This window comes from Sphingosinicella sp. LHD-64 (assembly GCF_031157375.1).
Classification (GTDB): Bacteria; Pseudomonadota; Alphaproteobacteria; order Sphingomonadales; family Sphingomonadaceae; genus Allosphingosinicella.
In genome coordinates this window covers 424,928-446,882 of the sequence record NZ_JAVIFV010000001.1, presented here as the reverse complement: position 1 = coordinate 446,882, position 21,955 = coordinate 424,928, and the positions used below count along the sequence as shown (strand labels likewise).

At 68.1% G+C, this 21,955-nt stretch carries 21 protein-coding genes; 13 read left to right on the top strand and 8 right to left on the bottom strand.

All coding sequences use genetic code 11. The features are described from left to right. Positions 1 to 85: 85 nt before the first annotated feature. The 5 genes from RCO27_RS02145 (at position 86) to RCO27_RS02125 (ending at position 4,942) form a co-directional block, all read left to right on the top strand. Positions 86 to 1,729, top strand: coding sequence for a phosphoenolpyruvate carboxykinase (locus RCO27_RS02145; RefSeq protein WP_309000990.1), 1,644 nt, complete (start codon positions 86 to 88; stop codon positions 1,727 to 1,729). A gap of 80 nt (positions 1,730 to 1,809) precedes the next feature. After that, positions 1,810 to 2,214: a hypothetical protein gene (locus RCO27_RS02140; protein WP_374990345.1), complete on the top strand. Its 405-nt coding sequence runs from the start codon at positions 1,810 to 1,812 to the stop codon at positions 2,212 to 2,214. A gap of 134 nt (positions 2,215 to 2,348) precedes the next feature. Continuing rightward, positions 2,349 to 3,248 (top strand): arginase family protein, encoded by a 900-nt coding sequence (locus RCO27_RS02135; RefSeq protein ID WP_309000989.1) that lies wholly within the window; start codon positions 2,349 to 2,351, stop codon positions 3,246 to 3,248. A 215-nt stretch (positions 3,249 to 3,463) separates the two neighbouring features. Further along, on the top strand, positions 3,464 to 4,327 hold the full coding sequence (locus RCO27_RS02130) for an alpha/beta hydrolase (protein WP_309000988.1): 864 nt from the start codon (positions 3,464 to 3,466) through the stop codon (positions 4,325 to 4,327). A gap of 129 nt (positions 4,328 to 4,456) precedes the next feature. Then, positions 4,457 to 4,942, top strand: coding sequence for a DUF2938 domain-containing protein (locus RCO27_RS02125; RefSeq protein WP_309000987.1), 486 nt, complete (start codon positions 4,457 to 4,459; stop codon positions 4,940 to 4,942). A 22-nt stretch (positions 4,943 to 4,964) separates the two neighbouring features. Here RCO27_RS02125 and RCO27_RS02120 read toward each other — a convergent pair whose 3' ends face one another. Together RCO27_RS02120 and RCO27_RS02115 are read right to left on the bottom strand one after the other, a co-directional pair. After that, entirely contained in the window at positions 4,965 to 5,495 is a 531-nt protein-coding gene (locus RCO27_RS02120; protein ID WP_309000986.1) for a dihydrofolate reductase family protein, read from the bottom strand. A gap of 313 nt (positions 5,496 to 5,808) precedes the next feature. Beyond that, positions 5,809 to 6,246 (bottom strand): DUF3597 domain-containing protein, encoded by a 438-nt coding sequence (locus tag RCO27_RS02115; protein ID WP_309000985.1) that lies wholly within the window; start codon positions 6,244 to 6,246, stop codon positions 5,809 to 5,811. A gap of 157 nt (positions 6,247 to 6,403) precedes the next feature. Between RCO27_RS02115 and RCO27_RS02110 the strand changes: the two genes are divergently transcribed. Further along, positions 6,404 to 6,997 carry a DUF937 domain-containing protein gene (locus RCO27_RS02110; protein ID WP_309000984.1) on the top strand — a complete coding sequence of 198 codons (594 nt, stop codon included), beginning with the start codon at positions 6,404 to 6,406 and terminating at the stop codon, positions 6,995 to 6,997. 4 nt (positions 6,998 to 7,001) lie between these two features. Here RCO27_RS02110 and RCO27_RS02105 read toward each other — a convergent pair whose 3' ends face one another. Together RCO27_RS02105 and RCO27_RS02100 are read right to left on the bottom strand one after the other, a co-directional pair. Continuing rightward, positions 7,002 to 7,469, bottom strand: a complete 468-nt coding sequence (locus RCO27_RS02105) for an NfeD family protein (protein ID WP_374990344.1) — start codon at positions 7,467 to 7,469, stop codon at positions 7,002 to 7,004. Next, on the bottom strand, positions 7,469 to 8,434 hold the full coding sequence (locus RCO27_RS02100; RefSeq protein ID WP_309000982.1) for an SPFH domain-containing protein: 966 nt from the start codon (positions 8,432 to 8,434) through the stop codon (positions 7,469 to 7,471). Before RCO27_RS02100 ends, RCO27_RS02105 begins: the two co-directional genes overlap by 1 nt. 86 nt (positions 8,435 to 8,520) lie before the next feature. Here RCO27_RS02100 and RCO27_RS02095 point away from each other — a divergent pair, with 86 nt between their 5' ends. The 6 genes from RCO27_RS02095 (at position 8,521) to RCO27_RS02070 (ending at position 14,470) form a co-directional block, all read left to right on the top strand. After that, positions 8,521 to 9,321, top strand: a complete 801-nt coding sequence (locus tag RCO27_RS02095; RefSeq protein ID WP_309001895.1) for a CoA ester lyase — start codon at positions 8,521 to 8,523, stop codon at positions 9,319 to 9,321. A 52-nt stretch (positions 9,322 to 9,373) separates the two neighbouring features. Then, positions 9,374 to 10,900 (top strand): M28 family peptidase, encoded by a 1,527-nt coding sequence (locus RCO27_RS02090; RefSeq protein ID WP_309000981.1) that lies wholly within the window; start codon positions 9,374 to 9,376, stop codon positions 10,898 to 10,900. 5 nt (positions 10,901 to 10,905) lie between these two features. Then, entirely contained in the window at positions 10,906 to 12,360 is a 1,455-nt protein-coding gene (gene guaB / locus RCO27_RS02085; RefSeq protein ID WP_309000980.1) for an IMP dehydrogenase, read from the top strand. Positions 12,361 to 12,422: 62 nt separating this feature from the next. Then, positions 12,423 to 12,722, top strand: a complete 300-nt coding sequence (locus RCO27_RS02080; RefSeq protein WP_309000979.1) for a hypothetical protein — start codon at positions 12,423 to 12,425, stop codon at positions 12,720 to 12,722. 12 nt (positions 12,723 to 12,734) lie between these two features. Continuing rightward, entirely contained in the window at positions 12,735 to 13,919 is a 1,185-nt protein-coding gene (locus RCO27_RS02075; RefSeq protein ID WP_309000978.1) for an RsmB/NOP family class I SAM-dependent RNA methyltransferase, read from the top strand. Between the two features lie 29 nt (positions 13,920 to 13,948). Beyond that, complete coding sequence (locus RCO27_RS02070) at positions 13,949 to 14,470, top strand: tetratricopeptide repeat protein (protein WP_309000977.1); 522 nt, start codon at positions 13,949 to 13,951, stop codon at positions 14,468 to 14,470. On the opposite strand, the gene RCO27_RS02065 is transcribed toward RCO27_RS02070, so the two are convergent. Beyond that, positions 14,467 to 16,263 (bottom strand): DUF885 family protein, encoded by a 1,797-nt coding sequence (locus RCO27_RS02065; RefSeq protein ID WP_309000976.1) that lies wholly within the window; start codon positions 16,261 to 16,263, stop codon positions 14,467 to 14,469. The genes RCO27_RS02070 and RCO27_RS02065 overlap by 4 nt on opposite strands. 89 nt (positions 16,264 to 16,352) lie before the next feature. Between RCO27_RS02065 and RCO27_RS02060 the strand changes: the two genes are divergently transcribed. Beyond that, entirely contained in the window at positions 16,353 to 18,710 is a 2,358-nt protein-coding gene (locus tag RCO27_RS02060; RefSeq protein ID WP_309000975.1) for a glycoside hydrolase family 127 protein, read from the top strand. On the opposite strand, the gene rsmA is transcribed toward RCO27_RS02060, so the two are convergent. From rsmA to RCO27_RS02045, 3 genes are all read right to left on the bottom strand, one after another. After that, complete coding sequence (gene rsmA, locus RCO27_RS02055; RefSeq protein WP_309000974.1) at positions 18,707 to 19,546, bottom strand: 16S rRNA (adenine(1518)-N(6)/adenine(1519)-N(6))-dimethyltransferase RsmA; 840 nt, start codon at positions 19,544 to 19,546, stop codon at positions 18,707 to 18,709. The two genes, RCO27_RS02060 and rsmA, sit on opposite strands and share 4 nt — an antisense overlap. A gap of 69 nt (positions 19,547 to 19,615) precedes the next feature. Then, positions 19,616 to 20,605, bottom strand: coding sequence for a 4-hydroxythreonine-4-phosphate dehydrogenase PdxA (gene pdxA, locus RCO27_RS02050; protein WP_309000973.1), 990 nt, complete (start codon positions 20,603 to 20,605; stop codon positions 19,616 to 19,618). Between the two features lies 1 nt (position 20,606). After that, a complete protein-coding gene (locus RCO27_RS02045) occupies positions 20,607 to 21,947 on the bottom strand; it encodes a peptidylprolyl isomerase (protein WP_309000972.1) in 1,341 nt (446 codons plus the stop codon). Positions 21,948 to 21,955 lie beyond the last annotated feature (8 nt).

The window sequence follows — 21,955 nt, the reverse complement described above, 5'->3', positions numbered from 1 at the left end:
CGCGGCCAACCCTTCGATATGCGCGGCTCCATGCAGAGCGCCCCCGCTGGCGGGGCCGAACCCCTTTATCCATAGGAGAGCCAAGGTGACCAACCGGGTCCCGTCCTTCGATCTTCACCACCAGGGCATCGACACCAAAGCGACGCTCCACTGGAACTACGGCACGCCGCAGCTCGTCGAGCAGGCGCTGGCGTGCGGCGAGGGCGTGCTGGCCAAGGACGGCCCGCTGGTCGTCGCCACCGGCAAGCACACCGGCCGCTCGGCCAAGGACAAGTTCATCGTCCGCGACGGCGAGACCGAGAGCAATATCTGGTGGGACAACAATGCGTCGATGACGCCGGACCATTTTGCGGCGCTCAAGGCCGACTTCCTGAAGGCGGTGGGCGAGAAGGAGACGTTGTTCGTCGCCGATCTCTTTGGCGGCTCGCAGCCCGAGCACCGGGTACGGGTACGCGTGATCAACGAGCTCGCCTGGCACAATCTCTTCATCCGCACCCTGCTGGTCCGCCCCGAGGCGGATGAACTCACCGGATTCGAACCCGAATTCACGATCATCGATCTGCCGAGCTTCAGGGCCGACCCTGCCCGCCACGGCACCCGCACGGAGACGGTGATCGCTGTCAACCTCTCCGAAAAGCTGATCCTGATCGGCGGCACCAAATATGCCGGCGAGATGAAGAAATCGGTGTTCGGCATCCTCAACTACAAGTTGCCGGTCGCCGGCATCATGCCGATGCACTGCTCGGCCAATATCGGCCCCAAGGGCGACACCGCGGTCTTCTTCGGCCTTTCCGGCACCGGCAAGACGACGCTCAGCGCCGACGCGAGCCGCACCCTGATCGGCGACGACGAGCATGGCTGGTCGGACACCGCGGTCTTCAATTTCGAAGGCGGCTGCTACGCCAAGATGATCCGTCTTTCGCCCGAGGCGGAGCCGGAGATCTACGCGACCACCAAGCGCTTCGGCACGGTGCTCGAGAATGTCGTGATCGACCCCGACACGCGGGCGCTCGACCTCGACGACAATACGCTCGCCGAGAACACGCGGGGCGCCTATCCGATCGACTTCATCCCCAATGCCTCGGCCGAGAATATGGGGCCGGTGCCGAAGAACGTCATCTTCCTCACCGCCGACGCCTTCGGCGTTCTCCCGCCGATCGCGCGTCTGACGCCCGACCAGGCGATGTACCATTTCCTGTCCGGCTACACCGCCAAGGTCGCCGGCACCGAGATCGGCGTCACCGAGCCCGAGGCGACCTTCTCGACCTGCTTCGGCGCGCCCTTCATGCCGCGCCATCCGAGCGTCTACGGCAACCTCCTCAAGGACCGGATCGCCAAGGGCGGCGTGAAGTGCTGGCTGGTCAACACCGGCTGGACCGGCGGCAAGTATGGCGTCGGCAGCCGCATGCCGATCAAGGTGACGCGCGCGTTGCTCAACGCCGCGCTCGACGGCAGCCTCAACAACGTCGAATTCCGCGTCGATCCCAATTTCGGCTTCGAGGTGCCGGTCAGCGTGCCGGACGTCGAGAGCCGCATTCTCAACCCACGCGACACCTGGACCGACAAGGCCGATTATGACGCGACCGCGGCGAAGCTGGTGAAGCTCTTCACCGACAATTTCGCCCGCTTCGCGGCCCATGTCGACGCCGGCGTCCTCGCCGCCGCGCCGATGGGCGCGGGCGAGGTGGTCGTCCAGCAAGCGCAGGAGCCCGTGATCACGGCCGCCTGACGCCTCAAGCACCACAACCGTCTCGAAAGGAGCGTGCCGGCGGGGCCGGCGCGCTCCTTTTGCTGTTTGGGAGACATGAGATGAGCGATTGCGAACCGAGACCGTTCGCCGACGACGATGCCATCCGCTCGATCGGGGAGCGGATGCTGGCCTGCACCTTGCCCAAGGCCGAATGGACCCACGAAGCGCATCTTTCGACCTGCGCCTGGCTGGTGCTGGAGCGGCCCGACATCGTGCCGGAGCGCGACCTGCCGCACCTCATCCGCCGCTACAACGAGAGCGTCGGCGGCGTGAACGACGAGACGCAGGGCTATCACGAGACCATCACCCAGATCTCGATCCGCGCCGTCCACGAAGCACAACCCGGGGCCGAAAAAGGCACCTCAATTGCCGAAAATTGTGCGCCGCCGCATAATTCTTGCGTGTTCGCCGGGCTCGACAGAAATCCTGCACTTCACGACCCTGGGTGGCGGAATGGTCGATAGCGGACCGGCCGGGTTTCGATCGGCATCCGGAAAAACCGCCATGCATCGATTATCCGTTTTCAGGCTGTGGAAAGCAGACGCGATCGCTCCTACCTGACCTTCTGGCGATAGCGGTCTACTACCCGGAGATGGTCATGCGCTCGATCGCTCTCATCGGCGCGCCCAGCAGCGCAGGTGCATACGCGCCGGGGCAAGAAAAGGCGCCGGAAGCATTGAGACGAGCCGGCTTGGTCGATCGGCTCTCCGCCGCGGGGTTTGCCTGCCGCGATTTCGGCGATGTCGAAGGCTTCCGCTGGCGTGCGGATCCCGCCTCGCCGCTCGCGATGAACGTGGCGCAGGTTGCTGCCGTCGCATCGGCGGTGGCCGCACAAGTCCGGAGGGCACGCTCGGCGAACCTGCTGCCCCTGGTAGTGGGAGGCGATTGTACGATCGAGCTCGGGACGCTGGCCGGCAGCTTCGCACCCTCCCATCGGACGGGACTGATCTACTTCGATCTCGACGCCGATCTGAACACCCCCGAAACCACGCCCGACGGCGCCCTCGACTGGATGGGTGTCGCGCATATGCTTGGGCTTCCGGGCGCTGTCGATCGACTGACGAAGATCGGTCCCCGCCGCCCCATGCTGGTGCCGGAGGACCTGCTGCTGTTCGGTGCCGGGAACATCACCGCTCCGGAGCAGGCGGTGATCGACCAGCGCGCCATCGAGATCATCGACGTGGCGGCCGTCGGCGCCGATCCTGCGTCCGCAGCCGCGCGCGCCGTGGCTTGGGCCGGGTCCTTCGACCAGGTGCTGATCCATTTCGACGTGGACGTGATCGATTATGAGAACTTTCCGCTGGCGGAAAATGTCAGGCGGAAATGCGGGATTACCGTCGATGCGGCCATGACGGCCCTGACCATCCTTCTGTCGGCCGATAACCTGGCCGGATTGACCGTGTGCGAGGTCAATCCCGACCACGGTGCCGAAGGGGGCGCCACGATCGTTGATTTTGCGAACCGGCTGGCTGGAAGCTTTGGCGGCGCCGGCGCATGATCGATCGGGGCATCGGAATGGTCCCGACCAACATCGCGCGCCAATCGCGCACCGGGTGGCGGCACCCTTCGCTGCTGGTCGAAAAGAAAGCGCTGGCCGGTCGAACCGATCGTGCGAAGCGCGCCGGGTCCGGTTTTCCGCATTTCGGGCACCTTTGGAGAAAAACAATGGCTTCAGCGAGTATCCGAAATCTTGTCCGCCTCGCTTCGCTCTGCATGCTGATGCCCTTCATGGCGTCCGCATCGAACGCCAGAACCGCCGATGTTCCGGTGTCGGCAGATGTGCGCATCCATGTCATCGACGAGGGACCGGCGCGGGCGGACCGGCCCACGCTGGTGCTTCTGCCCGGCTGGCGCTTCTCGGGCTCGATCTGGTCTGCCCAGATTGCGGCGTTCGGCAGCGATAGACGGGTGATCTCCGTCGATCCGCGCTCCCAGGGGCAATCGACCAAGACGGCGGAGGGCAACACGCCGGAACAGCGCGCCCAGGATCTTCATGCCCTGCTCGCACGGCTGAATGTCGGCCGCTTCGTTCTGGTCGGCTGGTCTCAGGGGGTTCAGGACACCGCAGCCTATGTCGAGCGCTACGGCACCGCGAACATCGAGGGCATCGTGCTTGTCGATTCTCCCATATCGAGCGGCGCCGCCCGCATCGAACGGGCGCCGCACGCCGCCGCACGCCAGTTCGGCAGGCTGTCGGCTTACATGAATGCGCCGCGCGACTATACCGAAGGGATGATGCGTGCGGTCGTCGTTCGCCCGCTTTCCTCCGCCGAACTCGACCAGCTGGTCGATCGGGCGCTCGCGACGCCGACCGCGACCGGGGCGGCGATGCTGGTCGCCGATCTGTTCGGCGTCGATCGGCGGCCGGCGCTCGAGCGGATGGACAAGCCGGTGCTCATCGTCGCCTCCGCACGGTCCGCTGAGCTGGTCGATCAAAGGGACATGGCGTCCCGCGTGGCCGACGCGGAATTTCATGCCATCGAAGATGCCGGGCATGCCGTGTTCGTCGACCAGCCGCAGCAGTTCAACGCATTGCTCGGCGCATTTCTTGAACGCATCGAGAGAGGCGCGCGATAGACGATCGGCTGGAGCTGGCCGGATCGGACCATGTGCTTTCGAGCGCGTGCGCCAGGGCATTGATCGCAAGCCCACTCGAACTCGTAAAAGCAGCCGACTCGGCGCTATATGCCGTCTTGCGGAGGACAGATGGAGCTTTTCATTCTGCTGATCGCGATGGGCGTCGGAGCGACCGCAACAATGGATCTCTGGGCGCTGTTGCAGCGTCGTACGTTCGGCATCCCCTCGCTCGACTATGCGCTGGTGGGCCGCTGGCTCGGGCACATGCCCAAAGGACGGTTTGTCCACGACACGATTGCGGCGGCACCTCCGGTCTCCGGAGAGAAAGCGATCGGATGGATCGCCCACTATCTGATCGGCGTCGCATTTGCGGGCATTCTTCTGTTGCTCGGTGGCGCGGCATGGGTCGCGCGACCAAATCTGGGCCTCGCGCTTGGCGTCGGTCTGCTGACCGTCGCTGCGCCCTTTTTCCTGATGCAGCCCGCCATGGGGTTCGGTGTCGCCGCGTCCCGGCTCCCCAATCCCCACATCGCGCGACTGCGCGGTTTGATGACGCATCTCATCTTCGGCGCCGGGCTGTTCGGTTCAGCCTGGCTGGCCACGCAGGCATTTTGAGCGGCGCCGGCGAGCCGCGGGATCAGGCGGGAACGTACGTCAACCTGATCACATCCTCGCCGATCCGATCGCTGGCCACAAGGTGGAGCGGCGGCCGCGGTCCGGCGAAATAGGGCGTGCCGTGGCCAAGCACGACAGGATGCAGGTAGATTCGATACTCATCGATCAGGCCGAGTTCGGTGAGGCTTCGCGCCAGGTCCGGACCGGCGACTTCGATCTCCCCGTCGCGCTCGGCCTTCAGCGCGCGGATCGCGCTCCCGAGATCGTCGCCGACAAGCGTGGCGTTGGGGCCGACCGACTCGAGCGTGCGCGAGACGACCCATTTCGGCTGCCTGCGCCATGCGGCCGCAAAGGCGGCTCCTTCCGGCTCCCAATCGGGATGATCGTCGTCCCAATAACGCATGATCTCATACATCTTGCGGCCATAGACGCTGCCCGTCTGCCCCTCGGCCTCCTCGATGAAGTGGCGGAACAGGACGGGGTCGGGCGCGAAGCGGTCGTGATCGACATAGCCGTCGAGGGACTGGTTCATTCCGAACACGAGCTTGGCCATGCCCGATTTCCTCCTCATGCAGCGCGCCCGCGCGGTTCTGATTGCGTTATGCAATCAGCTGTGAGCTAGTTCTACTGGTTTTATATCGCAAGCGGTTTTTGGAGTATGACGCCCGAAGCTCGGACTGCCGATCACTCTGACTCACGAGACGTGGCCCGACGGAAAAGCCCCAGCCCGGCCGCTCGAGGACGCGGTGCTACGGCGTGTCCCACGAGGCCGGGGCCGAGAGCCGATTCCGGCAACCGGCCCCGGCCGGAATTCAATCCCGATCGACGCTGGAGGCGTCGGAGGACCGGGGCCGTAGATGTGCCGTCTAGTCGGTCAGCTCCGCCGGCACGCGGCCGCCATTGGCGGCGAGCTCGCGCATCACCTGCTTGTGGAGCCACATGTTCATCGTCGCGCTGTCGCCGGTGTCGCCGGTATAGCCGAGCTCGCGGGCCAGCTCCTTGCGGTTCTCCAGGCTCGAATCGATGTCGAGCAGCTTCATCAGGTCGACGATCGAGGTGCGCCAGTTGAGCTGCTGGCCCTGCGCCGCGGCGCGCTCCTCCAGCACCCGGGCGACGTCGACCTCGCTGATCGCCTGCGGCTGGGGGGCGGGTTGCGGCTGCGGCTGGGCCTGGGCGGTCGCCTGGCCGGCGCCAGCCGCGGGCGCGGCCGCCGGGGCGACAGCGGGGGCAGGGGCAGCGCCGCCGCTCGGCATGTTCAGCGGACGGCCGAGGATCGCATTCTTGATCTTGGTGAAGATACTCATGGTCACCCTCCCTTGTCGGCCGGCTTCATGCGCCGGCGAGGATCATAGAACCCGGCGGCGAGGCGCCGGTTCCGGATGCGGCAAGTCCCACGTTGCGCGACCTGTCACATCCGCGCGATAAGCATGGTCCCTGAATGTTGCAGGAAGGGGTACGCACATGGACATCCAGCAAGCCATCCTGAACGGCGGCGGCATCGACGCGATTGCCGGCCAGCTCGGCATCGCGCCAGATCAGGCGCGGAGCGGCGCGGGCGCGCTGCTTCCGGCCATCCTCGGCGGCTTCAAGCAGAATGCGCAGGGCCAGGCGGGCGGGCTCGAGGGCCTGGTCGGCATGCTCGGCGGCATGGGCGGCGGCGGATTGTTCGACAATGTCGTCGGCAGCGAGCCGACCGATGTGAATCAGGGCAACGACATTCTCGGGCAGATTTTCGGATCGAAGGATGTCAGCCGCGCGGTCGCCAGCGACGCCTCGGCCCAGAGCGGGCTCGATGCCTCGACCCTGAGGCAGATGCTGCCGATGCTGGCGATGCTGGTCGGCGGGTTCCTGTCCCGGCAGGGCGACGGCGCGGCGCCGGCCGGGGGCGGCGGACTGGGTGGAATGCTCGGCAGCGTGCTGGGCGGGGTGCTCGGCAGGGGCGGCGGACCGCAGCCTCAACCGCAGGCGGGCGGGCTCGGCGGTCTGGGGGCGATGCTCGACATGGACGGCGACGGCAACCCGCTCAACGACATCATGCGCAAGCTCGGGCGGTGAGGCCCTAGCTTTTCGCCGCCGGCGGCAGCGCGGCCGGCGCGCTCACCGTCAGGCAATTGCCCTCGGCGCCGATCACGCGCACCCGCGCGCCCGCCGGCGCGTCGGGGCCACGGGCGGGCCAGACGCTGTCGCCGACCCGCACCCGGCCCTCGCCATTGGCGATCGCCGTCACCACTTCGACATTCTGGCCGATCAGCCGGGCGGTGCGGTCGTTGAGCAGCGGATCGGCGCTGTCGACCGGGTTGCGCTCGTAGAAGCGCCGGCCGCCCATCACCGCGGCGATCGACAGCAGGCCGAACAGGGCGAGCTGGAGCGGCAGCGTCATCGGAACGACCGCGACCGCGATGCCGGTGATCGCCGCCGCGGCGCCCAGCCAGATCAGGAAGATGCCGGGCATTGCGATTTCGAGGATGCCCAGCACCGCCGCGCCGAGCAGCCACCACCATTGCGGCTCCAGCCCGCTGAAATCCATCACTGGTTTCCTTCGAACGGCCCCTGCCGGCGCGGTGCCGGGGCAGGGGCGTCTCCCTCGTTCCTGCCGAGCGCCTCCCTCGCCAGCTCGCCGATCCCGCCGAGCGTGCCGATCAGCTGCGTCGCCTCGACCGGGAAGAGGATCGTCTTGGAGTTGGGCGAAGTGGCGAACTGGCCGACCGCCTCGACATATTTCTGCGCGATGAAATAGTTGATCGCCTGCGAATTGCCGCCGGCGATGGCGTCGGAGACCACCTTGGTCGCCTTGGCCTCGGCCTCGGCCTCGCGCTCGCGCGCCTCGGAATCTCTGAACGCCGCTTCCTTGCGGCCCTCGGCCTGGAGGATCTGGCTCTGCTTCTGGCCTTCCGCCTTCAGGATCTCGGAGGCGCGCAGGCCTTCGGATTCGAGGATCAGCGCGCGCTTCTCGCGCTCCGCCTTCATCTGGCGGCCCATCGCGTTGACGATGTCGGCGGGCGGGCGGATGTCCTTGATCTCGACGCGGGTGATCTTGACGCCCCAGGCCTCGGTGGCCTGGTCGACGACGGAGAGCAGCCGCGCATTGATCTCGTCGCGCTTGGAGAGGGTCTCGTCGAGGTCCATCGAGCCCATCACGGTCCGGAGGTTCGTCGTGGTGAGCTGCATGATCGCGACGTAGAGGTCGCTCACCTCATAGGCGGCCTTGGCGGCGTCGAGCACCTGGAAGAACACCACGCCGTCCGTCTGGATCATCGCATTGTCCTTGGTAATGATCTCCTGGCCCGGAATATCGAGCACCTGCTCCATCATGTTCACCTTGCGGCCCACCCGGTAGAAGATCGCCGGGTAGAAATTGAGGCCGGGCGCGGCGACGGCGGTGAAGCGGCCGAAATGCTCGATCGTGTACTTGTATCCCTGCCGGACCATCTTCACGCTGACGAAGAGGTACAGCACCACGAACGTGATAAGGACGAGGACGATAGCTTCCATGGCGATTCCTTCCACCGCTGCCGACGATATCATGTAGACAAAGCCATAGGCATCCAAGCAGAATCGGAGGGGGCTCCATGACCGCAATCGACCTTCGCCAGTGCCGTTCGCTGCTCTTCCTGCCGGCCTCCAATCCGCGCGCGATCGAGAAGGCGCGGGCGTTGGCCGCCGACATGGTGATCCTCGACCTCGAGGATGCGGTGAAGGCGGAGGACAAGGCGTCGGCGCGCGAGGCGGCGATCGCGGCGACGGCCGAAGGGTTCGGCGAACGGGTGAAGGCGGTCCGCGTCAATGCGCTCGATACCCCCTGGTTCGGCGAGGATGTCGTGGCGCTTCGGCGCTGCGCGGTCGACTATGTCGTGCTCGCCAAGACGGAGAATGCCAAGCAGGCGCATGACGCGTCATGGCTGATCGGCAAGCCGGTGCTCGCCATGGTCGAGACGGCGCGCGGCGTGCTCGACGCCGCGGCGATCGCGCCGGCGACCAAGGGGTTGATCGCCGGCACCAACGACCTCGCCGCAAGCCTGCGTATCCCGCCCGAGCGCGGCCGGCGCGGCCTCGTCTACGCGCTGCAGCGGATCGTGCTGGCGGCGCGGGCGGCGAACGTCGCCGCGTTCGACGGGGTCTACAACCGCCTGGAGGCGGACGACGGCCTCGCCGAGCAGTGCGAGGAGGGACGGCGCTACGGCTTCGACGGCAAGTCGGTGATCCATCCGAGCCAGATCGAGACGGTCAACCGCATCTTCTCGCCCAGCGAGGCCGAATTGGAGGCCGCCCGCCGGCTGATCGAGGCGGCAGGGGGCGGCGCCGAACGCCACGAGGGGCGGATGATCGAGGCGATGCATGTCGATCAGGCGCGTGCGCTGGTCGAGCGGGCAGGGCGCTAGCCGGCTTTTCCGAATCGCTTGCCACTAGGCTGCGGCCTCCTTAAGCAGCCGCATGTTTGCCGCCCCGATCCGCGCACTCGCGCCGCTCGCGCTCCTGCTGTCGTCCACTGTCGCCCTGGCCCAGGCCGATCCGCCGGTCACGCCGGCCGAGCTGATGCGGCATATCGAGAGGCTGGCGAGCGATGAGTTCGAGGGGCGCGCCCCGGCCACCGAGGGCGAGCGCCGGACCACCGCCTATATCGTCGAGCAGCTCCGGTCCCACGGACTCGAGCCTGCGGGAGCGAACGACAGCTGGTTCCAGCCGGTGCCCCTGGTCGAGCGCGCTGCCGGGGAACACGCTGTCCAGTGGACCGCGAACGGGCGGCCGGCCGAATTCTCCCAAGACGAGATCGTGCTGCTCGGCCGCGACGCCAGTCAGCGGATCGCCGATGCGCCGGTGATCTTCGCCGGCCACGGCGCGCGCATACCCGATCGCGGCATCGACCAGCTCGCCGGCACCGACGTGCGCGGGGCCGTCGTGCTGGTCCTGCTCGAAGGCCCGAACATCGAAGGTTTCCCGTCGCTCGCCGAGCGGCGTCAGGCGGTGAGCGATGCCGGCGCGGCCGCGGTGATCGCGATCGTCGGAGCGGAGGTGCCCTGGGAGGCGGTGCGCACGACCATGGCTGGCCAGCGCGCCACCCGGCTCGATTCCACGCCGGTGCCGGAAGTGACCGGCGCGATGCCGCTCGCCGCCGCCCAGCGGCTGATTGCGGCCGGCGGCGGCGATCTCGAGCGGCTGATGAACGAGCAACCCGGCTCGTCGTTCCGCGCGGTGACCCTGCCGCTGCGCGCAACGATCGACGTCACGACCCGGGTCGAGCGCTACGTCAGCAACAATGTCGTCGCGCGGCTGCGCGGCAGCGGCAACACCAACGAGAACCTGCTCTACCTCGCCCACTGGGACCATCTCGGCGTCTGCCGGCCGGAAGGCGAGGCGGACCGGATCTGTAACGGCGCGGTCGACAATGCCAGCGGCATCGCCGCGCTGATCGAGATCGCCGGCCGGCTGGCGCGCCAGCCGCGGCCGGCGCGCGACATCCTGTTCCTCGCCACCACGGCGGAGGAATCGGGGCTGCTCGGCGCCGAATATTTTGCCGCCCATCCGGTCGCCCCCGCACCATCGATCGTCGCGGCGATCAACATGGACACGATCGCGATCGCCCCGGCGGGCGCGCCGGTCGCGGTGATGGGCCGCGGCGATCCGGCGCTCGACCGGGTGATCGACGAGACGATCCAGGCCGCCGGCCGCCAGATCGACACGGACGACGAGGCGAACGCCCTGGTGCAGCGGCAGGACGGGTGGGAACTGACCCAGGCCGGCATCCCGACGATCATGGTCGGCGGCTCCTTCTCGAACATGGAGCTGCTCGGCGCCTTCCTCAACGGCGCCTACCACAAGCCGGAGGACCAGCTCGGCGGGCCCATCCCGCTCGAAGGCGCGGCCGAGGACACCAATCTCATGGTCGCGCTCGGCCGTCGCCTCGCCGATCCGACCGTCTATCGGCGCCCCGCTGCAACGACCGCAGCCGGGCAGGACTAGGACATATGGACATTCGCCTCGGCCTCACCTTCGACGACGTCCTCCTCCAGCCGGCGGAATCCTCCGTCCTGCCGAGCCAGGCGGACACCCGCACGCGGGTGACGCGCGAGATCGGGCTCAACATCCCGATCCTGTCTTCGGCCATGGACACGGTGACCGAGGCCGACATGGCGATCGTGATGGCGCAGCTCGGCGGGCTCGGCGTGCTCCATCGCAACATGGACGTCGAGGCGCAGTTCACCGCGGTCCGCGCGGTCAAGCGCTTCGAGAGCGGCATGGTCGTCAACCCGATCACGATCCGGCCCGACCAGAAGCTCGCCGACGCGCGCGAGCTGATGGAGCGGCACAAGATCTCCGGCATCCCGGTGACCGAGACGGGCGGGCGCCTCGTCGGCATCCTCACCAACCGCGACGTCCGCTTCGCGGAGAATCCGCGTCAGCCGGTGTCCGAGCTGATGACCAAGGACAATCTCGCCACGGTCGGGCCGAGCGTCAGCCAGGACGAGGCCCGCCGGCTGCTCCACCAGCGGCGGATCGAGAAGCTGCTGGTCGTCGACCTGGACGGCCGCTGCATCGGCCTCATCACCGTCAAGGACATCGAGAAGGCGGTCACCTATCCCAACGCCACCAAGGACGCCGCCGGGCGGCTGCGCGTTGCCGCCGCCACCACGGTGGGCGATGCGGGATTCGAGCGGAGCCAGGCGCTGATCGACGCCGAGTGCGATCTTATCGTCATCGACACCGCGCACGGCCACAATCGCGAGGTCGCCGCGGCGGTCGAACGGGTCAAGCGGGCATCCAACGCCGTACAGGTGGTCGCCGGCAATGTCGCGACGCGCGAGGCGACCAAGGCGCTGATCGGCGCGGGCGCGGACTGCGTGAAGGTCGGCATCGGACCGGGCTCGATCTGCACCACCCGGGTCGTTGCCGGGGTCGGTGTGCCACAGCTGACCGCGATCATGGAGTCCGCCGAGGAGGCCGCGAAATCCGGCGTGCCGGTGATCGGCGACGGCGGCCTGCGGACCTCCGGAGACATCGCCAAGGCGCTGGCCGGCGGCGCGTCGGCGGTGATGGTCGGCTCGCTTCTGGCTGGGACCGAGGAGGCACCGGGCGAGACGTTCCTGTACCAGGGGCGCGCCTACAAGAGCTATCGCGGCATGGGGTCGGTCGGCGCAATGGCGCGCGGCTCGGCCGACCGCTATTTCCAGCAGGACATCAAGGACCAGCTGAAACTGGTGCCGGAGGGGATCGAGGGGCAGGTCCCCTACAAGGGCCATGCCCGCGACGTGATCCACCAGCTCGTCGGCGGGGTGAAGGCGGCGATGGGCTATACCGGCGCCGCGACGATTCCCGACCTGCAGAAGGCCGAGTTCGTCCGCATCACCAATGCCGGCCTCCGCGAGAGCCATGTCCACGACGTCACCATCACCCGCGAGGCGCCGAACTATCCGGTGCGCTAGGCTTGCGTTTCGGGGCCGGATGATGAAGCTTCCCGCCGATCGTCGGCCAGCGGGGAACGAAGATGCGCGCACGCGTGAGAGCAGGCGGTCCGGTCGCATTTCTGCTGGCCCTGGCGGGCTGTGGCGGCATTTCCGGTATGGACTGCGCCGAGATCGCCGACCGGGCACGGGAAATCTCCCGGACGCAGCCGATCCAGGTCGCCGAGATCGCCAACCCGCAGGAGACCGCCCGTTCGCCCGCCGACATACGCTGCACCGCGCAGGCGCGGTTGGCCGACGGCCGCACCACGACGCTGTATCTGCGTGCCTATGAGGAGGACGGTGAGGACAAGGTCGCCTATCGGGAGCGGCCGTTCCCGTAGGGAGCGGGCGGCGTGACTCCGGCCGCGCGTGCCGAGGCGGCGATCGAGCTGCTCGACGCGATCATCGCCGCCGCGCGCGAAGGCGGGGCGGCGGCGGATACCTTGATCGCCCGCTACTTCAGGACGCGCCGGTATGCCGGCTCCAAGGACCGGCGCGCGGTGCGCGACCTGGTGTTCCGCGCCATCCGCCGGGCGGGAGAGCGGCCCGTCTCCGGCCGTGCGGCGCTCCTGGGTCTGGCCGAGGATGCGCCCGAGCTGCGTGCGCTGTTCGACGGGTCGGCGCACGGACCTGCGCCGTTGGAAGTGGACGAACCGGTGGCTACAGCGGGGATCGCGTCCCTGTGGTTGCTGGAGCGCTTCGACCCCGCTCTGCAACGCGAGGAACTCGGAGCGCTGCTCGACCGCGCACCACTCGATCTCAGGGTCAACCGGCTGAAGGGCACGCGGGCGGAGGCGGTGGCGGCGTTTCCCGAAGCGCGGGAGACACCGCATGCGCCGCTCGGCCTCCGGTTGCCCGAGGGCGCGCAGGTTGAGCAGAGCGAGGTGTGGACGTCCGGCCTGGTCGAGGTGCAGGACGAAGGGAGTCAGTTGCTCGCGCTCGGCTGTTCCGCCAGGCCCGGCGCCACGATCGTCGATCTGTGCGCCGGGGCAGGGGGCAAGACCCTCGCGCTCGCCGCCGACATGACGGACCAGGGGCGGATCGTCGCGTCCGACACCGATCGCGCCCGCCTGGCGCGGATGGCGCCGCGGCTGGATCGCGCTGGCGTGTCGATCATCGAGGCGCGGCTGCTCGATCCCAATCGCGAGGCGGAGGCGCTCGCCGATCTGGCCGGAGCGTCCGATCTCGTGCTCGTCGATGCGCCCTGCTCGGGCACCGGCACCTGGCGGCGCAACCCGGAGGCGCGCTGGCGCCTGACTCCGGAGCGGCTCGCCCGGTTCGTGAAGCTCCAGTCACATCTTCTTGATGTTGCTGTGGAACTTGTAGCCCCTGATGGGCATTTGGTCTATGCGGTCTGCTCGCTCCTCGGCGAGGAGGGGCGCGAGCAGGCCGCAGCCTTCGAGGCACGCCATTCAGCATTTGTTCGGGAAACCGTGCCCATCACTGCGGGAACAGCCGCAGGGCCCGGGCGCCTGCTCAGCCCGGCACGTGACGGGACCGACGGCTTTTTCATCGCGCGGTGGCGGCGCGCATGTTAGGCTGGCCGCGAGAAGGAATGGAGTATCTGATGCGCCTCATGCCGATTGCCCTTACGATTGCGGTCGCGGCGGCGACCATGGCCAGCGCCGGCTTCGGCCAGCGCGCCGACGATCAGGTCGACCCACGCTCCGCCGCGATGGTCGAGCAGGCGCGGACCCTGACCACCGCCGGCCGCTACAACGAGGCGATCGACCTGCTCGAGAGCGCGCTCGTCCTCGATCCCGGCAATCGCAGCGCCTATGTCCAGCTCGGCCGGGTCGCCCAGGCACAGCGTCTGCCCGGCAAGGCGATCCGTCTCTACGCGGATGCGCTGCGGCTCGAACCCAATGACGTGAGCGCGCTGGCGGGGCAGGGCGAGGCCTATGTCCAGCGGGGCGCCGTCGACCGGGCACGCGGCAATCTCGACCGCGTGCGCCAGCTCTGCAATGCGCCGTGCCCGCAGGCCGATCAGCTCGCCGCGGTGATCACCCGCGGCCCGCCCGCCGAGGTCGTCTCGGCGCAGCGCGTCGAGGCCCCGTCGCCGGTACGGCCGCAGAACAACAACAACTAGGAGGACGACCCCGTCGTCCGGGGCGCCGGGGTCGCCGGCGCGTTCTCGACGCCGGCGATCCAGGCGCGGACCTGCTCCTCGAGCACCGGCAGCGGCACCGAGCCGAGGCCGAGGATGGTGTCATGGAACCCGCGCTGGTCGAAGCGCGTGCCGAGCCGCTGCTCGGCTTCGGCGCGCAGGCGGCGGATGGTGATCTCGCCGAGCTTGTAGGCGACCGCCTGGCCGGGCCACGAGATGTAGCGGTCGATTTCGTTGACGATCTCCAGCTCCGACATCGCGCTGTTGTCGCGGAGGTACGCGATCGCCCGGTCGCGGTCCCAGCCATAGGCGTGGATGCCGGTGTCGATGACGAGCCGGCAGGCGCGCCACATCTCGTAGGTGAGGCGGCCGAAATCCTCGTAGGGCGTCTGGTAGATGCCCATGACGGTGCCGAGCCATTCGGTGTAGAGGCCCCAGCCCTCACCGTAGCCGGAGAAATAGGTCTCCTGGCGGAATTCCGGCCGGTTCGGGCCTTCGAGCGCCAGAGCGGCCTGGAAGCTGTGGCCGGGGGTACATTCGTGGAGCGCGAGGGCCGGCAGGTTGTAGAGCGGCCGTTGCGGCAGGTTGTAGGTGTTGAACATGCAGTTCTGCAGGCCACCGCGGCCGCCGGTGTAGATCGGCGCGATGTCGTCTGGGACCGGCACGATGCCATGACGATAGCGGGGCAGGGTGCCAAACGCGTTGCGGAGCTGCCCCTGCGCCCGCATCACGACATAGGAGGCATAACCGAGCAGCTCGTTGGGGGTCTTGGCGTAGAATTGCGGATCGGTGCGCAGGAACTGGAGGAATTCCGGGAAGGTGCCGGTGAAGTTGGCACGCCGCATCACCTGCTCCATCTCGGCGCGGATGCGGGCGACCTCGCGCAGGCCGGTCTGGTGAATCTCCTGCGGCGTGATGTCGAGCGTCGTGTATTTGCGGATCATCGCCTGGTAATAGGCCTCGCCGTCCGGCATCTCGGAGGCGCCGAGGGTGGTTCGGGCGCGCTCCATATACTCGGTGCGGATGAACTGCAGCAGCTCGCGAAAGGCGGGAATCGCCGCCTCGTTCATCGCGGCCAGACCTTCCTGCCGCAGCCGTGCCTGTTCCTCGGCCGGAATGCTCGACGGCATCTGGCGGAAGGGCGCGAAGAGCGGATTGTCCTCGCCGTCGGCGGTGAACGGAACGATGGTCGCGTCGCGCCCGGTCAGCGTCACGCGTGGCACCGAGAAGCCGCGCGCCAGACCGGTGCGCATGTTGGCGATATTCTCGCCGAAATAGCGCGGCACGTCGCGCAGACGTCCGATATAGCGGCGATATTCGTCGGCATTGGCGAAGCCCGAGCGCGGCGCGATCCAGGTCCAGAAGAAGCTGTCCGAGTTGAACGGCATCTCATAGGCGCGGAAGCGCGCATCGCCGATCTGCTCCTGCAGCACCGTGCGGAAGACCGCGGCGTTGATCTTTTCGTCTGGCGACAGCTGTTCCGCCGGAATGGCGTCGAGCTGCCGCAGCGCATTCTCCCAGTAAGCGAGCCGTTCCTGATTGGCGGCCGGCGTGACGCTCGGCAGGTGATCGGCCAGCGCGCCCGGCCCCTGACCCGGCAGCGTCCCTTCCTGCTCGCGCCGCCACGCCCATTCCGCTTCGTAGAGCGCCTTCAGCCGCGCGTCAGCGCTTGATGGGGCGGGCGCGGCCGGCGCAGGCTGCTGCGCGAGGGCCGGCAGGGGAGCGGTGAGGCAGAAGGCGGCAAGAGCGAGGCGGCAGGACGTCGAGCGCAGCATCCGGAAATTCCCCTTGGCAAATTCGATCGGGACAGATCACCGTATATCGTATACTATCGAGGCAACCCGTCAACGGAGGCATCGCATTCATGGGCTTCCACTTCAACCGCCGTCAGCTCCTCGCCGGCGCCGCGCTCGCCGCGTTCGTTCCGCACGCCCTCAGGGCCCAGGCGCACACGCGCGGTGCCTTCGATTCGGCCGCTCCGCTGCCGCTCGACTCGGTCCGGCTGCTGCCGTCGGTCTATCTGGATGCGGTCGAGGCGAATCGCGCCTATCTGCATCGGCTCGAGCCGGACCGGCTGCTCCACAATTTCCGGACAAGCGCCGGCCTCGAGCCCAGGGGCGAGCGCTATGGCGGGTGGGAAGGTGACACGATCGCCGGCCATACGCTCGGCCATTATCTGACCGCGCTGTCGCTGATGCACGCCCAGACCGGCGATGCGGAATGCCGCCGGCGGGTCGACTATATCGTCGGCGAGCTCGCCGCATGCCAGGCGGCGCATGGCGACGGCTATGTCGCCGGCTTCACCCGCCGCCGCCCGGACGGCGTGATCGAGGACGGCAAGGCGCTCTTTCCCGAGCTGATGCGCGGCGACATCCGTTCGCTGGGCTTCGACCTCAACGGCTGCTGGGTGCCTTTCTACAACTGGCACAAGACCTTCGCCGGGTTGTTCGATGCCGAGAGTCATTGCGATAACCGGCAAGCGCGGGACGTGGCGCTGGGCCTCGCCGGCTATATCGACCGCGTCTTCGCGGCCTTGAGCGACGAACAGGTCCAGCTCGTGCTCGACTGCGAGCATGGCGGGATCAACGAGAGCTTCGCCGAGCTCCATGCGCGCACCGGCGATCCGCGCTGGCTGCGGCTCGCCGAGCGGTTTCGCCATCGCCGCATCCTCGACCCACTGACGGAAGGGCGCGACGTCCTCCCCTGGATCCACGCCAACACCCAGATCCCCAAGCTGATCGGGCTCGCCCGGCTGCACGAGATCACCCGCGACCCGCGCCATGAGGCGGCCGCCCGTTTCTTCTGGGAAACGGTGGTGCGCGACTACACCTATGTGATCGGCGGCAATGCCGATCGTGAATATTTCACGGCCGCGCGCACTGTCTCCCGGCACATCACCGAGCAGACCTGCGAGAGCTGCAACAGCTACAACATGCTGAAGCTCACCCGGCATCTCTATGCGTGGCGGCCGGAGGCGCGGCTGTTCGACTATTACGAGCGTGCCCACCTCAACCACATCCTGGCGCATCAGGACCCGGCGACGGGCATGTTCGCCTACATGGTTCCGCTGATGTCGGGCACGCACCGGACCTTCTCCGAGCCGTTCGATAGCTTCTGGTGCTGCGTCGGCAGCGGCATGGAGAGCCATGCCAAGCATGGCGAGTCGGTCTGGTGGGAGAGTGGCGATACGCTGATCGCCAATCTCTACATCCCGTCGACCGCGACCTGGGCGCGCCAGCGCGCCGGCGTGCGGATGGAGACGGCCTATCCGTTCGGCGAGCAGGTCAATTTCACGATCGAGACGCTGGCGGGGCCGTCGCGCTTCGCCGTCGCGCTCCGTGTGCCCGGCTGGTGCGACGGCGCCCGCGTCGCGGTGAACGGCGAGGCGCAGCAGGCCGAGCCGAGCGGCGGCTATTTCGTCCTGCGCCGCCGCTGGCGGGTCGGCGACCGGATCATGCTCGACCTGCCGATGCGGCTGCGCAGCGAGGCGACGGTGGACGATCCTTCCACTATCGCGCTGCTGCACGGTCCGGTCGTGCTCGCCGCCGACCTGGGGCCGACCGACCGGCCTTATGAGGGGCTGCCGCCGGCGCTGGTCGCCGCCGACATCGTCGGCGGCTTCACGCCGGTCGACGCGGCGCAGGGGCGGTTCCGCACCAACGGCATCGGCCGTCCCGGCGACATGGCGTTCGCCCCGTTCTTCGCCCAATGGCAGCGGCGTACCGCGGTCTATTTCCGCGCCTTCGACGAGGCCGGCTGGACCCGCGAGCAGGCGGCGCTCGCCGCCGCCGAACGGGAGCGCCAGGCGATCGCCGCCCGCACGGTGGACGAGGTCCATCTCGGCGAGATGCAGCCCGAACGCGATCACGGTCTCACCGCGGACAACAGCTATCCGGTCACCTATCGCGGCCGGCACGGGCGCGATGCCCGCAACCATGGCTATTTCGAATTCCGTGCGCGGGTCCGGTCCGGTCCGCTGGTGCTCAGGGCGGCCTATTGGGGCGAGGAGCGGAACAAGCTGTTCGACATCCTGGTCGACGGCACCAAGATTGCGACACAGCGCCTGAATGGCGAACGGCCGGGTGAGTTCTTCGAGGTGGATTATCCGATCCCGCCGGCGCTGACTCAGGGCAAGACGCAGGTCACCATCCGCTTCAAGCCGACGACGGACCGCGATCGCTGCGGCCCGGTGTTCGGGGTACGCATCCTGACCGCCGCCTAAGCGGAGCCCAGCAGACGGGCGATCGCGATGAAGTCGGAAACGGCCAGCGTTTCCGCACGCCGCGCGGAATCGATTCCCAGCCGGGCCAGCGCGTCGAGCGCGCCGGGGACGGGCTGCAGGGAGCGTCGCAGCATCTTGCGGCGTTGGCCGAAGGCGGCGGCGGTGAGCCGTTCCATCATCGCGGGCGCGACTCCGTCCGGCGCCGGGGCAGGGGTGATGTGGACCACCGCCGACATGACCTTGGGCGGCGGCACGAAGGCCGAGCGGTGGACCTTCATTGCGATCCGTGCCGCGCTCCGCCACTGCGCGAGCACGGCGAGCCGGCCATAGGCGCCGCTGTTCGGCGCAGCGACGATCCGCTCGGCCACTTCGAGCTGGAACATCAGCGTCAGCGACCGCCACCAGGGCGGCCAGGCCTCGCCGCCGAGCCAGCGTACCAACAAGGCGGTGCCGACATTGTAGGGGAGGTTGGCGACGATATGGGCCGGGCCGATCCTCGTCGCTTCGTCGATCTCCAGCGCATCGCCCTCGATGACGCGGAGTCTGCCGCCCGAGGCTTCGCACAGCGCGCCAAGCGGGACGAGACAGCGGCGATCGCGCTCGACCGCGACGACCTCCGCACCGGCGCGGAGCAGCGCGCGGGTTAAACCGCCCGGCCCGGGGCCGACTTCATAGACGCGCTCGCCCTTGAGGGATCCCGGGACCTTGGCGATCCGGCCGAGCAACTGCTCGTCGAGGATGAAGTTCTGGCCGAGCGCCTTGGAGGCGCTGAGCCCGTGCGCGGCGATGACTTCGCGCAGCGGTGGCAGATGCAACAGAGGTTCCGGGTGCGTCATGCTCCCAGCATGACGCAGATTGCTCCGGGGGAGCAATCGGCCCGAAACCTCAGTTGCATGCGAGCGACGTCACGCCGCCGCCAGGCGCCGGGCGCACTCCCCTGCGGCACGGATGGCGGCGATCATCGCGCCGGGATCGGCCAGATTCTTGCCCGCGATGTCGAACGCGGTCCCGTGATCGGGCGACGTGCGCACGATCGGCAGGCCGAGCGTGACGTTGATCCCCTCGTCGAAATGCAGCGTCTTCAAGGGGATCAGCGCTTGATCGTGATACATGCAGAGCGCGAGATCGTAGCTGCGACGGCAATGGTTATGGAACATGACGTCGGGCGGATGCGGGCCGGTGACGTCATAGCCTTCCCCGCGCAGCCGATCGATCGCAGGCATGATCAGGTCGATTTCCTCGCGGCCGAGCGCGCCGTTCTCGCCGGCATGGGGATTGAGCCCTGCCACCGCGATGCGCGGGGATTCGATGCCGAACTGGCGCTGGAGGCCGCGGGCGGCCGCGCGGCCCTTGGCCACGATGCGGTCGACCGACAGCGCGTGCGGGACGTCGGCAAGGGGGATATGGGTGGTGACCGGGACGACGCGCAGCGTCGGGCCGGCAAGCATCATCGCCACCAGCTCGCTGGAAACACCGCAGCGCTCGGCAACAAATTCGGTCTGGCCCGGGTGGACAAAACCGACCGCATAGAGCCGCGCCTTGGAGACCGGCCCGGTGACGAGGCCGGAGGCGGCGCCGGAGCGGGTCAACCCGACTGCCAGCTCCAGCGCATCGAGCGAATTGCGCGCGCCGATCAGATCGAGGCTGCCGGGCGGCACCGTCGAATCGGCGACGCGGATGACAGGGAGGCTGTTGTCGAAGAGGCCAAGCGCTTCGCTCGGCTCGGCAATGACCGAGACCGGGCCGCTCCACACGGCCTCGATCGCACCGACATCGCCGACCGCGAAAAAGGACGGCAGCGCAGCCTCGACGCGGCGCTCCCAGCTCTTGGCGATCACCTCCGCGCCGATGCCGGCCGGGTCTCCCAGCGAAACGGCGAGCGGGGCGGCGGGCATCTCAGCGATAGTCGACGACTGCGTCGCGCCGCAGGTCGCGCAGGTAGCGTTGCGCGCGGCGGCTGACGCGTTCCTCGTTGAGCTGGGCATAGACCTGGTCGAAGCTCGGCCCGCTAGCCTGCTGCGGATCATCGCGACCGCACAGCACGAGAACGCTGATCCGCTCCGCAGAGCCGAACGGCGGCGAGGCCTGACCGATGCTGAGATTGAGCAGGGTCTGCTGCAGCGCCGGCGGCAGCTCGCGGACCCGCACCTGATCGTTGGAGATGAGCTCGGCACCGATCGTCTGCGCCGTTTGCGCCGCATTGCCGCAGCCGCCCATCGACTGGGTGGCCTGGGCAAGCTGCTGGGCGCGGCCCTGGGCCTGGTCAGCGCTCGTGCCAGCCGGCATGGCGATCGACATCTGCATGAGGCTCAGCACGGCGTCGCGCGGGTCGGCGACCAGGATCTGGCGCTTGTCGACCAGCGCGACGACCGAATAGCCACCGGACACCTGGATCGGGTCGCTGATCGCGCCGACCGGCATCTCCTGAACGACCGCGGACAGTTCCTGGGGAAGCTGCTCGCCGCGCACCCAGCCGAGATCGCCGCCGACAGCCGCGGTCGTCGCCTCGGAGAACTGGCGGGCATAGGCGGCGAAGGAGGCGCCGGCCCGGACCTGTTGGACGATGCGTGTCGCATTGGCACGCGCCTCGGTCGCGGTTTCGGGCGTGGCGGAGAGATAGATTTCCGCGACATGGAATTCGGAGGTGCCGCGCGACGCGTTGAGCCGGTCGATGACCGCCTGGACCTCCTCGTCGCCGACGGTCACGAACGGCTCGATCTGGCGCCGCTGCACCCGCTGCCAGGACAGTTCGCCGCGGATCTGGCGCTTCAACGATTCGTCCGACGAGCCGATCGAGCGCAGATAGGCGGACATCTCCTCGGCGGTGCGGTTCGAGCCCTGCGCGAAGCGGGAGTAATATTGGTTCACGTCATTGTCGGAGACCGAGATTTCCTGCTGCGTCGCAGCCTGGATCTGCAGCGTCTCGTCAATCAGGTTGCGCAGCACCTGGGCGCGCACACGCTGCAGTTCCTCGGGCGGAAGCTCGATGCGGTTTGAGGCCACGATCAGGGCCAGCCGGTGATCGATGTCGCTCTCGGTGATGACATAGCCGTTCACGATCGCGGTGGCCTTGCGCACACCCGGCTGGGTGTTGCCGACGAAGCGGACGTCGATCGGGATGTTGAGGTTGCCGGTGCCCTCGGTCTGGGCCTCCGGCTGGGTCTGCGCGGCCGCGAACACCGAAAGCAAGGACGCCGCCAATGCGACCGCCGCCCTTGAAAACCAACCGAGCTTCATCATTCCTC